Consider the following 13,011-nt stretch of genomic DNA (forward strand, 5'->3'; position numbering starts at 1 on the left):
GTTAAAAAATATTATTTATTAAATACTTCTTTTAAAGCTTTTGCTGGTAAGAATTTTACTTTCTGAGAAGCAGCGATTTGAATCTGCTCACCAGTTCTTGGGTTTCTTCCAACTCTAGCTTTTCGCTTAGCAACTTTATAAGTACCAAAACCAGCGATTTTCACTGGCTCGTCATTCTTAAGACTATCTAAAATAGTGTTAGTAATGGTATCAAAAGTCCGCTCAGCATCCGCTTTGCTCTGATTTAAAGAGCCAGAAAGCTTTGCTACTAGTTGTTTTTTGTTCATTTTAGCTCCGGTTTGTTGGTTAATATTCATACTTGTCATAAACGTTGATAAATCAAGCTTTTTTTTAGTGTCTTTTTTTTTAGGACATACAATATCTAGTTAAAATTAAAATAAACGTTGATTTTATTGATCTTTTTAACAATTTAGAAATTTGAATTATCTAAATAAACCAAGGTCTTTTAGGTCATTAAAAGTGGTAAAAAACATCAATGATAGCAACAAAAACAAACCGATTCGAAAAAAACCTTCTTGTGTTTTTTGAGATAAAGGCCTGCCTAAAACCTTTTCAAATGCATAAAACATTAAGTGTCCACCATCTAACATTGGTATTGGAAACAGGTTAATTAAACCTAAACTTATTGAAATATAGGCCATCATACTAATAAAAGCTAACACGCCGAAGGTTGCAACTTGCCCTGATATCTTTGCAATCCTTATAGGGCCCCCAAGTTGGGAGGTGTCTGCTTTTCCCATGATCATTCCACCAATGTATTTTAATGATGAAACACTCACGAAATAAACTTCGTTTGCTGCATGATACAATGCTTGTGCTGGTCCTAATTTTACATGATTAATTTTATCATTGTAGGCACTTAATTTTATACCAACCATTCTTTTATTAATTTTATTTCCCAAACCATCTTCACCTTCAACAATATTAGGTTTTACTTTTAAAATTAATTCTTCGTATGAACGCTTAACTTTAAAATCTATCAAGTCACTTGTGGACATTGTGATATATTTTGAGACTTCCATGATGCTTTTAACTTCATTGCCATCAATTTCTAAAATAATATCTTGGTTTTTTAAGCCTCCAACCATTGCAGGGCTATCTTTTTGGACTTCGCTAATAACCGCAGGAGTAAAATCTTTTCCAACAAAAGTATAAATGCAAAAGAAGATTGCTAAAGCTAATAAAAAGTTAGCTAAAGGACCACCAAATACAATTAAAACTCTTTGATACAAAGGTTTTAAAATAAATAATTTATCTCTCTCTTCTTCATTATATTTTTCTAAAATTTCTTCATGATCTGCTTGTGAATAAACATTGCGATCTCCAAAAAATTTAACGTATCCACCTAAAGGGATTGCGCATACTTTCCATCTGGTTCCATGTTTGTCATTCCAACCAAATAATTCTTTACCAAACCCAATAGAAAAATCAGTAACGCCTACTCCATATTTTCTAGCAAAATAATAGTGTCCATATTCATGGATAAACACCACAACTAAAATTAGGACTAAAAATGGAACTATATAACTAAGCATACAACTCTATTTTAGCTAATATCACAGCAATCACAACCTTCTTAAAATCAATAGTATTCATATTTTTTCTCTGTTTTTCTTTTGTATTCTTCTGAATGAATGTTTCTCCAGTTATCTTGTCTATGAGCATCACACCAGTGAACTAATTTTTGTTGTCTTTCAAAAGTAACTCTGTTGTATTCTTTTCGTTGTTTTTCTCTGAAATCCATTTGCTGTTTTTTATGAAACTTATCAAATTTTGCTTTTTCTAATTCTTTTTCTTCAGGAATTTCTTCAGCAGTTTTTTCTTTTACCTTTACTGGAATAACTTCAGGTGGTGTTGGTGATATTGGCTTCGTTTCACCAAATCCATTTTGGTATTTTTTTGGTAATTTACGTCCAACTAGATGATAATAAAATTCTGGATCCTTTTCTTTAATTCTTGGGCCTTCAGTTTTTAAAAAATCCTCCCATTCTTTTTTTATCTCTAAACGAAAATTTGGCTTCGTTTCACCAAATTGTCTTTTTCTTGAACTAGATCTTTTTGATCGCGCACCATTTAACTTAGGCATAATTTTTCTCCTTTTTATTCTGAAGTTTTTTTAAGATTTCATATAATTTTAAGTACTTTGAGAGCAGCTTGTCTTCGATAGTATTTAATTTTAATATTGCGCTTCCTTCAGTACAATCTCTTGCAAATGAAAGCCCTGATTTCCTAACAATTGTGTTAGATGACAGCATCATGGTTTTATGATCTCCACCTGCAACAAATTCAGCTACATCATCTTTATATTTTGAAGCTTCATACTCCTGCATTTCATGATTTACAATTCCAGCTTCAAACATTGCAATACGTTTAGATCTAATTGCAATATCAATCATTTTTGAAACAATAAATTCTTGATGAACCCCAGCAGGTTTAAGTTCATTTACTAATCTTTCAATAAACTCATTAACTTCATCAATATTTTCACCTATCACTGCAATTTTTTCAGCATAAAGACCATGTTTAATGGAATTTAAGCTAGACTTTAATTTACCATTTGCAGTTTTTGGTCCAGTTGATTTCTTTGAGTTTTTTCTATTAGCACTTATTTGTTTGTTGGTCGCCATGCGAACTCCTTTTATGTTTAAAGATTTACAGTTGTGAACCTGCTGACACATACTCACCAACTGGTGGCTTTAATTAAGAGTGCATGGGAAGCGCCCAAGACGATCTTTTTTACAAAGATGATAAATTATATCATAGACAAATATGTGTGATCAACCCCCTGCTCTATTTACTGAGGAGGGGCTATCCTCCTCAGCAAGATATAGCCATCTAAATGGTACCCAAAATCAGATTTGCACTGATACTCACCGTAGTGAAACAAGCTTTACTTGTCGCGTCTAACTATTTCGCCATTTGGGCATCTGTTATTCATTGGTTAAAAACCAAAAAATAATTTTGCTATATAAAATAATCCAAAGCCTAAAATGACAAATAAAATCAAACCACTTAAAAACTGCCAAATTAAACTAAACATTATAATATTCTAAAATTTTATTACCTATTAAGTCTTGATCTTTTTTTAAAAGATTAAAAATTTGTTTTCTTGTTGCTGCTCTTTTGTTTGTAGAACTAAAGTAATTAATTTTATCTAAATTAATCAAAGCATAATTCACTTTACTTAATAATTGCTTTTTAGTTTTTGGCTTTAGTAATTTAAAAGCAGTTTTTTTAACTATTTGATGATTAATTGAATATAAATTCCATATATTATCACCAGATAAATGCCAAAAAGGCATCCAACCTTTATTATGTTCTTTCTTATAACCAATTTTTCTCATTATAATTTCAAATTCATCTACAATTTTTTTTGCGGGAATAATAGGAGCAAAAGATTTTTGTTCATCTAGAAAATCAAGCGTAATTAATAAAAGCAATGGCTTATAATGCTTGGCTCGAACATCTCTTCTTAATTGATTAATCATATTTTTTTAACTCCTCTTTTAATAGTGTGATTTCTTTTTCAGCTCTCTTGTAATTCATCAAGCTTTTGAAATATTGGTAGTATCTAACAATATCTGAAGGCAAATTTATTATCCCCATTAAGAGGTATAATATTTTTTTGTCTTTAAAAAATTCTCTTTCAACTTTGTCTTGGAATTTTACACTTTGAATATATGCAGAAGTATCAATCAAATAATCCTGAGCATATTCAAGTCGATCTTTTAAAATATAATAAAAATTATCTTTAAACATAACTAAATTTATTTTTTATCCCCAGCATAGAAAGGATAAGCTGCTGGGGATAATTTTTGTTGAATGTTAGCATGCTGACAAAAAGATAAGGAATAAAGGGGCAACATACTAACTTGGTTCAAGAGCTCAACCACCCTTGACGACTTCCCCTTGTCCTGACTTATAATTCTTTTTAGAAAACTCTTAGACCCTAAGAAAATACTTTCGTAAATTCTCAGGGTGTATTTAAATTTTAGGATCATAAAAAATAAGTGTTATTTTTTTTCACAAATTTACCTTGTAACTGGAGCAGGTAATTCCCTAATATCATCTCCATTTTCAAAGACTTCTTTATAATCATTTAGAAGAGTTTCTAACCATTCTTCACCATTCTCAAGCTTTTCACATTTAGGCTTACCTGCAATAAAATAAACTAGCATTCTAGTTAGCCTGTCTTCAGCTTTTCCACTTGTTTGAATGTTGTTATCAGCATCTATAACAATGTTTTTCCATTGATTGCCTTTTTCCTCGTAAGAAAAATCAATTTTATTAGCATTTCTATAAATAGCTGATAATTCCATATCTGAATTATTTTTTAAGAAGTAGATAGCTTTAAATAAAGCCACTTGAGGCATTGGTTTTAATAATAAAGCATCCTTACTAGATGGATCTCTATAGTCGGGTATATTCGTTGCATCAGCTTCATTTAAAACCTTTTTAAAAATATTAATATTTTCAAAAAACTCATTTATTTCTTTATTACATAGACTTTCAGCTATACTCATTTTTTCTGCAACTTTTGCTTCATCAAGTTGCATTTGTTTTTTAAATTTCATTTTAGAAGTCAAAAATTTAATAATTGAAACTAAATGAGCTGCTGTAGTCATTTTATAATTTCTTGGTCCTAGAGAAGTACCTTTTTTTTGAACAAAAGTTTTTAAAAAATCTTTTCTTAATTTTTTATTCATGCAATATTTTTGGCATAAAACGTACCAAGGATTACTTTCTGAACCAAATATCTCTACATCCTTAGACTGCCTTTTTGCATAAGTATTTAAGTCTTCAAAAATTTTTCTCATTTCTTGAAGATTTGGAACTTTTAAAAATATTACTGAAATATCATCATCAGGAACACCGTGATTTTTGTATGAGTCAAAATCTTCATCTGACTTTTTAAAGGACTCTCTTAGCTTGTTTTGTTCATTTAAAACAGTTTTTAGACTAAGCATTCTATGCTGTCCGTCTAATATAAGCATACTCTTGCTGTCATTAATTTCTAAAAACCCAAGTTTTTCAGCTTTATCTTGGTAAGCTTTTAACATTAGCTTAGATACTGTGGTTGTTTTACCTTCATTGTTGATTGGAAAATTATCTAATGATTGAAATTCACAAGAACCTTCATCAAGTAAAACAACTATGGAATTAAAAAATCTTTTTTTTGATCTGATTAAATATGGTGCTATTTCATCCATAATTCTTTTAAAATCGGGTTCTCTTTGAACTCTAGAAATCTCACCCATTTCTTCCCAATCATCAGGTGAAAAATAATCTATAGCCGCAGATGTTTTGCTAATAACATCTTTAGATTTCATTGTAGTTTGATAATATTCATACTCTCCCATTTTTCCTCTTATTGCTGCTGTTGTGCTCATACTTGTTCTCCTATTTAATTGTTAATTGTTATAAAAAATTTCGTTACATTTTGGTTTAAATAATCTGATCCATTTTTTTTGATAAATTAATGCATCCATCTTTGATTTAGTTTTGACCCAACTAAATTTCATTTCTCCAAAGGCATTGCTTAGCTCTTTTTTGAGTTTTTTATTTTTCTCTTTTTTTACATGAGATAAAAATCTTGATTTTAAATTTGATGTTTCACCAATGTAGTGAATTCCTCGTATGTCATGAAAAAAATATACACCTGGGCTTAAAGATATAAGTTGTTCACACATATCATTCACAGACACAGATGAATTAAATTTTGGATATTTTGAGTTTGTAAGTTCAATATTAACTTCATTGTTATTTTTCATGATTTTATTTATATTCTCCTTTAATTTCATTTCTGAGATATATATTTTGTTTTTGAAAAACGTCAAGTCATTTTTGAAAAATAAATTTCTTTTTTTAAAAATAATTTAATATTTTCTAAAAATTGCTTATTTTTATGGATTTTAAGGGTTATTGTCTATTTATGGCAAATTAAGCAGCTACTGGAGACGTCGTCTAAAGCTAGATTTTCTTCAATATTAAGGTCCTCACCCTTTAAAAAAGGGTTATTTTGCTGAATTTTTTGCTTATTTTTCTTTAATTTCTCCATTTGTTTTTTATGCTGCTCTTTTACTTTTGCTATCATTTCAGGTTTTTCTAGCTCTGTAAGAGGCATATCTTTGATCCATGTGAAAGCAGAAGCGTTTTCTGTCGCTTGTTTTTCAAGACTTTTAGCATGCTCCCAAGCTTTAGGGTGGTTCTCTTTAAGACCAATCCACTCCGATCTTTTTTGAAAAAAACAAAAAGTGCATCCAGATCTAGATCTCCATTTATAATAATCAGGTAAACCTAAACCAGAAGATTCTAAAATTTCTATAACACCCTCTTTATCAATACAGTCTTCGATAAAAGGAAACTTAGCTTTAATTAAATCATTTGTTGGTTTGTATCCAACACGTCCCCTTTCATCATATCTTATTCCAACATAAGTTATAATTTCTTGTCCTTCATCAAGGGCTGGTTTTAACCAAGTCTCCATTGATTTTAATTTCATTTCAATCGTACACCAACGTGCAGTCTGTGATGGAAGAAAATTATTATATTTTTTTAAATAATAATCAAAAGAGTTTCTTGGATTAATATAGTGAATAGGTTTATCTAATCTTGTTTTTAATTTATTCAAAAAATCATAAGTTTCCTCTAACTCATAACCCGTATCAGTAAAAAAATATTCTATATCAAGATCAGGATACTTGTTGTTCATGTGTACTGCTAAAGCAGCACTATCTTTTCCTCCACTTAATCCAAGGATATGTTTTGTTTTACTCATGCTAATTTTTCATCCTTAGAGTTAGAAAATTTCATTATTTTTCTTAGAACTTTTAATACTACTTCACCCTTTTCTGTTTCTGATAAATTTTGATCTTCAATTAATTTTAAAACATCTTGTGAAACTTTTTCAACTGATTGACTTTTATCATTTTTAAACTCATAAAATTTTGAAGAACGTTCTGGACTTTTTCCATCAAAGATTGCTATATCAATAATTTTTGTATCACTGTGATCTTCTCTCAGAGTATATAATCTGTATGACATTATAAAATGTCTAACCATTTCTTCAATTGCAAGTCCTGCTTCATTATAATCTGTATCTGTCCATTCGTTTGCGGGTTTGCTTGCCGCATAAGAAATAACTTGCTCTAGCCACTTATCATCATCAAGTTCGTTTATCTTTGCAGAAAAAGGGTCATTCTTATTTATTTTCTTTGCCCAAGATTTAATTGTTTCAAAATCAATATCTGAAATATTAGGATCAGATTGAAATACTTTTATGATTTTAGATTTAAAGTCTTTTATTAAGTTTTCATAAACTTTATTTAATTGAGAATAAACTTTATCAAATTCTTTAATTAGTTTTTTAGGGTCTTCTGTTCCACAAATTTCTGGAATTTTTTTATAAAGAAGTTCATAAGGGTTTTGAGTTGATAACAATTCGTCTCTTAAAACTAATACCCTCTTATCTTTAAAGTTTCTGGTCTTTCTTGCATAATTTGGGAGCTTATATGCTTTAACTACAATTGGTTTTAAAACATTTAGTGGAGATGGATTTTCAATTTGCTTATTATTTAAAAAACTCTTCTCTACATAAGATTTGAATTCATTTAGAATAACTTGCTTTTCACCTTCAATTTTAACAAACATTAATTTTAATGTTTCAGGTAAATGGTAAAGCCTTTCAGATATTCTCTGGTCAAATTCCGTAATCAAACTTTCTCTTCCCTGCTCATCTTTATTATAAAATGCACAAGATGCTTCACTAGATTTAAAGAAAACAGCTAATAATACAGGTAAAATACCAGCTTTTATCCCATATGGTTGTTTAACAAAGTGATCATAAATATCAGAAACATTTATAGCTTCTTTTGATTTCTTAATCATACTTAGGAAATCTTCATACATTTTCTTTAAATTTGCATTTTTTGTTTTTTCCATAGTGATCTCATATTCATCACCATTTTTAATATGAAGATTGTTTGATTTAATAATTGATAGATAAATACCAAACTCGGGTGGATGTCCCTCCATACCTAAATTTTTCAAATGAGCTTTATTAAAAAGTAGAGTAACTAGATTTGAAGCACCACTCATAGCCATACTGCTTAACTTCTCTCTTACAACAAGTTCGTTATGTATAACGGGTGTTGAATGAAATACTCTGTCACAAACACTAGATGCTATAGAAGATAAATTATTTTCTTTTAATTTCTCTTTGTTAAAAGTCCAAGATGCACTTTCAAAGTTTAGATAAAGTGAATTAAATAATAAATTTTGATAAGCGTTTAACCTTCCTTTTAGTTCTTTCTTAGCAATTGAATCTCCTTCTATTGCTGTTACTGTTGATCGAACTCTTTTTAATGCTGCAATTTCTAAGGCATAATTAAAAAATTCACTGAAGTTTTTTGAAGATCCAATGATAACAGGTTTAGGAAATTTAACTTGTGATAACTCAACTAATTTTTCTTCAAAATCTTTTTCACTATCTGCTTTTGTTCTGCATAAAAATATAAATGCTCCAGCACTTGCTGCCGATAAATCTAATCTTACAATTTCTTCTACTGTTTTTTTGACATTTGTTAAAACTAAACAAAATCTTTGAAATATTCTTTGTGTTCCTGTTTCATGAAAATGTTTCTTAGCTACAATTGGTTGTAACTGAGGAAGTTGAGATAAAATAATCTCATAATCATCTTTAATCTTTGATTTATTTAATTCAGTAACTTCATCAAGATCAATGTCAGATCCTGAGAATAACGCATAAGCATCTTTAAATTTTCTAAAGACAATTATTTTTTTATTTTCTAAATCTTTTAGAATTTTATTTAATTTATTTTGAGAAAGATCTAGTGCATAGCTTAAAATTTCTTTTGAAGGAAATAATGAAATATTTTTTCCAAATAAATCAATCATAGAAATACACTTCGTAACTTTAATTACATCTTTGTCATCTAGCGACTCTGCTCTTCTAATTGAGTCTGCTGCCTCTGACCACGCTTGACCTATGTTTGAAACTAAAATACTGGGTTCTAAGTTAACTTGTAAGTAATCAAATAATTTATCTAAAGTATAAATTTCTTTTTTATTTTCTTGGTGCTGTAAAAAATACAAAAATCCATTTGGTTCTCCTGAATTTAAAAAGCTAAAAATACTTCTTTCGTTTTGTCCAAACCGTTGTCGAGAAATTGGATTGAGCAATAATGTTGCTAATGGATGGATTGGATTGCATTTACCAAGTACCTCGCCATATGATTTATTTGCCTTACCACTAATCGACTTAATGATGTCATTAGATAACTTAATAAAATTGTTGTCTTGTTTTTTTTGCTTAATTGCTTTTGCAATAAGATGAGCTGTTTCCTCAGTATTGATTGAAAATGGAATATCTTCAAATCTACCTTGAATTTTTTGCCAATCTTCTTGTATTGATCTACCTAAACTTGATGCATATTCCTCAAAAGGTTGGTGCAAAATACCAATAAAAATAGGCTCTCCCTCTTTATTTAGTCTTGAATTAGAGAAATTTTCAGCGATTTCCTGAAACAAATTAAGATCAGAGCCAACGCTTGATGCGTAATCTAAAAATTTACCCATTTCATCAACAATCAGGATTAATCCATGATCTTTCTTATTTAACTCTTTGATTAAATTATTTAGGCTTTTGATAACACCAGCAACAGTCTTCTTAGTTTTAGTTTTTAATGGTGCTGGAATACCTCTTGTAATCCACTGCTCTTTAATTGTTTCATCTATTTGTTCTGCAATACTTTCAATTGGGTCTTTTTTTGATCCTATTACATTTAGTGTGAACCATTTCTTTTTATTTAAAAATACTCTTGCAAATAAATGTTTATTGTTAAAATTTGCAATTTGTTCAGCTTGTTTTTTAATAGATGCATCTTTTGCAATAAGTGCTTTTAAAAATAACGCTAATGAAGATTTTCCAGTTCCATAAGGGCCGGTTAGAGTAAAACCTGATTGATTTGAATTTAATAGAGAACTTGAAATTTGATTTAAAACTTTCTTACTCGTATCATGAAAAACAAAATTATCTAAAAATTCTTTAGATATTTTATTATCAATTCTAGCCGATCTTTGAAAACTAGTATTAATATTTACTGATGAAAATAAATCTGTCATGCAACCTTCTTATAACAATTCTTTAGCAATTGATTTTCTGAAATTTCTTTTACTTTTGTAATTTGTCTTAGCCCTCCAGCACCTCTACTAAATACAAAGTTTTTGCCATCTGTTTCTAATTTTTCTAGATACTGTTCCATGGATTTTTCATCTAGTTGGAAAACTTTTCCTGGAGATCCATAATCATACATCAGCTTTTCAAAAGTAATGATTTGATTTGTTTGTTTAGACCAATAGTCATTAAGCGCATATTCAAAAATTTTATCGCTTAATGTAAGTTTAGGACCTCTTTGTATTTCATATTCTCCTTTTGTATAAGTTGGAACAATCAATCCTAATTCAGCTAAAGGACATTCAATACTATCTTCCGTAAACTCTCCTTTTTTATTTGAAAAAGTGTAAGTTCTTGCAAAACAATCTACATCTCTTTTTAAAGTATTAGCACTTATCCCTTTCCATTTAGAAAACTTTCCAATAGATACTAATTCATTTGCTAATTTTTCTTTGTTTATAATTATTGATGGATGGTAATTAAAAATATAATACCAAGTAGTAAGCAAAGGATCACTTGCCAGCATCCAATGCAAAAGCCATAAAGTTTCAGATTTTTCTAAATAAGGGTCAAATGATTTTGTTTTTGAAAATATCATTTTCCCAAAATCAGTTAACTTAAAATCTTTATTACAAATCTTTGTTGCAATACTCCAATGTCGTATTGATTTAACCATATTTAAACCGACACCGAAGTCAGCGATGGTATTTAATTTATTTTGTTCAAACTCTTTTATTTTTTTGACATTGCCATCTTCTAAATAATGCACAAGTTTAGTAAGCCACGCATATCTGAAAGGAAACGTATCGTGTCCTGAAAATTTCGGTTTATATTTGTTATTTCCTAAAGGTCCTCTAAGCATATAAAATTGGTGGATTCGTTGATAGATCTACCAATTTGTAATATATACTTAATAACTAAGAGTTTAACGTCAAAAACGTGTTTATTAACAGGGCTTTTAACGTATAGTAGGCAAGTAGAACAAAGGTAAAACAGAATCAGAAGCTAAATGAGCAATAAAATCTATCTAGATTATCAAGCAACAACACCGGTTGATAAAAGAATTTTAGATAAAATGATCCCTTATTTCTCAGAGAATTTCGGTAACCCTCATTCAAACAATCACGAGTTCGGTAGATCTGCAAACACTGCTGTCGATGAAGCAAGAACTAATATTGCAAATTTAATCAACGCTGAAACAAGTGAAGTAATTTTTACATCAGGTGCAACTGAAAGTAATAATTTAGCTATTAAAAGTATCGCTAAAAACTTTTTTGAAAAAGATTGTCAGATAATAACAGTTAAGACGGAACATAAATGTGTTTTAGAAAGTTGTCATGAACTAGAGCAAGATGGATTTAAAGTTACTTATCTTGATGTCAATGAAGATGGTATCATTAAACTTTCAGATTTAGAAAACCTATTAAAACAAAAGCAAGCATTAGTTTCAATTATGCATGCAAATAATGAAATAGGTGTTTTACAACCAATTAAAGAGATAGGTGAACTTTGTAAAAAATATAATTCTATTTTTCATAGTGATATTGCTCAATCAATAGGAACGCAAAAAATTGATGTTGTTGAAATGAATATTGATGCTTGTTCATTATCAGCACATAAAATTTACGGTCCAAAAGGTATTGGTGCTTTGTATATATCAAATAATATCAAAAACACTTTAAGACCTCTTATGAGCGGAGGTGGTCAAGAAATGAATTTAAGAAGTGGGACATTGTCCCCTGCTTTGTGTGTTGGTTTAGGAGAAGCTTGTAAAGATTTAACAGACAATAGAGAAAAATATACTAAGCACTTTGAAGAAATAAAATCTATATTAGTTTCAGAATTAAATAATTCTAACCTCGATTATGTAATTAATGGAAATACTGAACAAAGAATTCCAAATAATTTAAATATAGCAATCAAAGGAAAAGTTGCTGAACAATTATTTAATTTTATGCCACATATTGCTTTATCAAGCGGTTCAGCTTGTACATCTGGCACAATAGAAAGATCTCATGTTTTATCTGCTATGAAACTAGACGACGATAGAATTGATGGATCATTTAGAATAAGTGCTGGAAGAAATACAACAAAAGAAGAAATTAAAGAATTAATAAAATCTTTAAATAATTAATAGCTTTTATTAAGAAAGAGATATTTTATCTATCAATCTCGTCGTCTTCTAAAAACTGATTAAGTGATTTTACTCTTTCTTTATCATCAGTATTGTTTTCTTTAATTATATTTTCTTTAGTTTCTTTAATTGAAACTTTTGTCTGATTAATTTTTCTATAAAAATAAATATAACCAAATACTATTGAGAGAATTAAAGTATTCTTAACAATAAAAGACAAACCAATGTAATTGGCATCATTTTGCGTTTTAAATTCAATATAATTTAAATATTCGCTATGAATATAAAACACTAAAATTAACAAAATGATTGTTAAAAGAAGACCGCTCAATCTTTCTTTTCCCCAAAGATAAAGTCTTCCATAAAAAAATTGTTTTCCTAACCATTTGAACATTATAATTTAGGTATTCCCAACATTGTCAAAACTGCACCTATTCCTATCGTTGCAGTCAAAGTTGAAATAACTTCCTTTTCCTCTTTTTCTATTAAACTTCTCATTTCTTCTTTTGTGTAGTCCTCAGGTTTTTTTTGAGCATAGTCCATTAATTTTTGAACTCTTTTAAGAGCTCTTTTTCTAATAAATCTTTTCCATTTTTTTACCGTAAAGTCTTTAGTCGAACTTGTTGCTTCTAAAGTTGATTTGGTAATTTTATCAAACATA

14 protein-coding genes are annotated in these 13,011 nt (G+C 29.1%); 1 reads left to right on the forward strand and 13 read right to left on the reverse strand.

The window, feature by feature from the left end:
* Positions 1–11 precede the first annotated feature (11 nt).
* The 11 genes from ACTTAR_RS01945 to ACTTAR_RS01995 all read right to left on the reverse strand — a co-directional run bounded on the left by ACTTAR_RS01945 (position 12) and on the right by ACTTAR_RS01995 (position 11,078).
* A complete protein-coding gene (locus ACTTAR_RS01945) occupies positions 12–287 on the reverse strand; it encodes an HU family DNA-binding protein (RefSeq protein WP_440680437.1) in 276 nt (91 codons plus the stop codon).
* 156 nt (positions 288–443) lie between these two features.
* The gene (gene rseP / locus ACTTAR_RS01950; protein WP_440697543.1) at positions 444–1,556 is read right to left on the reverse strand and encodes an RIP metalloprotease RseP; all 1,113 of its coding nucleotides are present in this window, start codon (positions 1,554–1,556) and stop codon (positions 444–446) included.
* A 47-nt stretch (positions 1,557–1,603) separates the two neighbouring features.
* Positions 1,604–2,107, reverse strand: coding sequence for a hypothetical protein (locus ACTTAR_RS01955; protein WP_440697544.1), 504 nt, complete (start codon positions 2,105–2,107; stop codon positions 1,604–1,606).
* Entirely contained in the window at positions 2,100–2,648 is a 549-nt protein-coding gene (locus ACTTAR_RS01960; RefSeq protein ID WP_440697545.1) for a hypothetical protein, read from the reverse strand. The genes ACTTAR_RS01955 and ACTTAR_RS01960 overlap by 8 nt, the downstream gene beginning before the upstream one ends.
* Positions 2,649–3,053: 405 nt before the next feature.
* Positions 3,054–3,509: a hypothetical protein gene (locus ACTTAR_RS01965; protein WP_440697546.1), complete on the reverse strand. Its 456-nt coding sequence runs from the start codon at positions 3,507–3,509 to the stop codon at positions 3,054–3,056.
* Positions 3,502–3,780, reverse strand: a complete 279-nt coding sequence (locus ACTTAR_RS01970) for a hypothetical protein (protein WP_440697547.1) — start codon at positions 3,778–3,780, stop codon at positions 3,502–3,504. The genes ACTTAR_RS01965 and ACTTAR_RS01970 overlap by 8 nt, the downstream gene beginning before the upstream one ends.
* Positions 3,781–4,052: 272 nt before the next feature.
* A complete protein-coding gene (locus ACTTAR_RS01975; RefSeq protein ID WP_440697548.1) occupies positions 4,053–5,411 on the reverse strand; it encodes a DNA sulfur modification protein DndB in 1,359 nt (452 codons plus the stop codon).
* 21 nt (positions 5,412–5,432) lie between these two features.
* The gene (locus ACTTAR_RS01980) at positions 5,433–5,792 is read right to left on the reverse strand and encodes a GIY-YIG nuclease family protein (protein ID WP_440697549.1); all 360 of its coding nucleotides are present in this window, start codon (positions 5,790–5,792) and stop codon (positions 5,433–5,435) included.
* Between the two features lie 155 nt (positions 5,793–5,947).
* Positions 5,948–6,799: a phosphoadenosine phosphosulfate reductase family protein gene (locus tag ACTTAR_RS01985; RefSeq protein ID WP_440697550.1), complete on the reverse strand. Its 852-nt coding sequence runs from the start codon at positions 6,797–6,799 to the stop codon at positions 5,948–5,950.
* The gene (locus ACTTAR_RS01990) at positions 6,796–10,164 is read right to left on the reverse strand and encodes a hypothetical protein (protein WP_440697551.1); all 3,369 of its coding nucleotides are present in this window, start codon (positions 10,162–10,164) and stop codon (positions 6,796–6,798) included. Before ACTTAR_RS01990 ends, ACTTAR_RS01985 begins: the two co-directional genes overlap by 4 nt.
* The gene (locus ACTTAR_RS01995; RefSeq protein ID WP_440697553.1) at positions 10,161–11,078 is read right to left on the reverse strand and encodes a DUF4007 family protein; all 918 of its coding nucleotides are present in this window, start codon (positions 11,076–11,078) and stop codon (positions 10,161–10,163) included. The genes ACTTAR_RS01990 and ACTTAR_RS01995 overlap by 4 nt, the downstream gene beginning before the upstream one ends.
* A gap of 147 nt (positions 11,079–11,225) precedes the next feature.
* Between ACTTAR_RS01995 and ACTTAR_RS02000 the strand changes: the two genes are divergently transcribed.
* Positions 11,226–12,350: a cysteine desulfurase family protein gene (locus ACTTAR_RS02000; RefSeq protein ID WP_440697554.1), complete on the forward strand. Its 1,125-nt coding sequence runs from the start codon at positions 11,226–11,228 to the stop codon at positions 12,348–12,350.
* A gap of 25 nt (positions 12,351–12,375) precedes the next feature.
* Here ACTTAR_RS02000 and ACTTAR_RS02005 read toward each other — a convergent pair whose 3' ends face one another.
* Entirely contained in the window at positions 12,376–12,744 is a 369-nt protein-coding gene (locus ACTTAR_RS02005) for a hypothetical protein (protein WP_440697555.1), read from the reverse strand.
* Positions 12,744–13,010, reverse strand: a complete 267-nt coding sequence (locus ACTTAR_RS02010; protein WP_440697556.1) for a hypothetical protein — start codon at positions 13,008–13,010, stop codon at positions 12,744–12,746. Before ACTTAR_RS02010 ends, ACTTAR_RS02005 begins: the two co-directional genes overlap by 1 nt.
* Position 13,011: the final 1 nt, after the last annotated feature.

The organism is Candidatus Pelagibacter sp. HIMB1709, from assembly GCF_052047635.1.
GTDB lineage: Bacteria > Pseudomonadota > Alphaproteobacteria > Pelagibacterales > Pelagibacteraceae > Pelagibacter.

Bases quoted from the DNA above. Each gene is read 5' to 3' on its own strand.
- ACTTAR_RS01965 (WP_440697546.1), bottom strand. From the start codon at position 3,509: ATGATTAATCAATTAAGAAGAGATGTTCGAGCCAAGCATTATAAGCCA.
- ACTTAR_RS01990 (WP_440697551.1), bottom strand. From the start codon at position 10,164: ATGACAGATTTATTTTCATCAGTAAATATTAATACTAGTTTTCAAAGA.
- ACTTAR_RS01970 (WP_440697547.1), bottom strand. From the start codon at position 3,780: ATGTTTAAAGATAATTTTTATTATATTTTAAAAGATCGACTTGAATAT.
- ACTTAR_RS01985 (WP_440697550.1), bottom strand. From the start codon at position 6,799: ATGAGTAAAACAAAACATATCCTTGGATTAAGTGGAGGAAAAGATAGT.
- ACTTAR_RS01945 (WP_440680437.1), bottom strand. From the start codon at position 287: ATGAACAAAAAACAACTAGTAGCAAAGCTTTCTGGCTCTTTAAATCAG.
- ACTTAR_RS01975 (WP_440697548.1), bottom strand. From the start codon at position 5,411: ATGAGCACAACAGCAGCAATAAGAGGAAAAATGGGAGAGTATGAATAT.
- ACTTAR_RS02005 (WP_440697555.1), bottom strand. From the start codon at position 12,744: ATGTTCAAATGGTTAGGAAAACAATTTTTTTATGGAAGACTTTATCTT.
- ACTTAR_RS01960 (WP_440697545.1), bottom strand. From the start codon at position 2,648: ATGGCGACCAACAAACAAATAAGTGCTAATAGAAAAAACTCAAAGAAA.
- ACTTAR_RS02010 (WP_440697556.1), bottom strand. From the start codon at position 13,010: ATGTTTGATAAAATTACCAAATCAACTTTAGAAGCAACAAGTTCGACT.
- ACTTAR_RS01995 (WP_440697553.1), bottom strand. From the start codon at position 11,078: ATGCTTAGAGGACCTTTAGGAAATAACAAATATAAACCGAAATTTTCA.
- rseP (WP_440697543.1), bottom strand. From the start codon at position 1,556: ATGCTTAGTTATATAGTTCCATTTTTAGTCCTAATTTTAGTTGTGGTG.
- ACTTAR_RS01980 (WP_440697549.1), bottom strand. From the start codon at position 5,792: ATGAAAAATAACAATGAAGTTAATATTGAACTTACAAACTCAAAATAT.
- ACTTAR_RS01955 (WP_440697544.1), bottom strand. From the start codon at position 2,107: ATGCCTAAGTTAAATGGTGCGCGATCAAAAAGATCTAGTTCAAGAAAA.
- ACTTAR_RS02000 (WP_440697554.1), top strand. From the start codon at position 11,226: ATGAGCAATAAAATCTATCTAGATTATCAAGCAACAACACCGGTTGAT.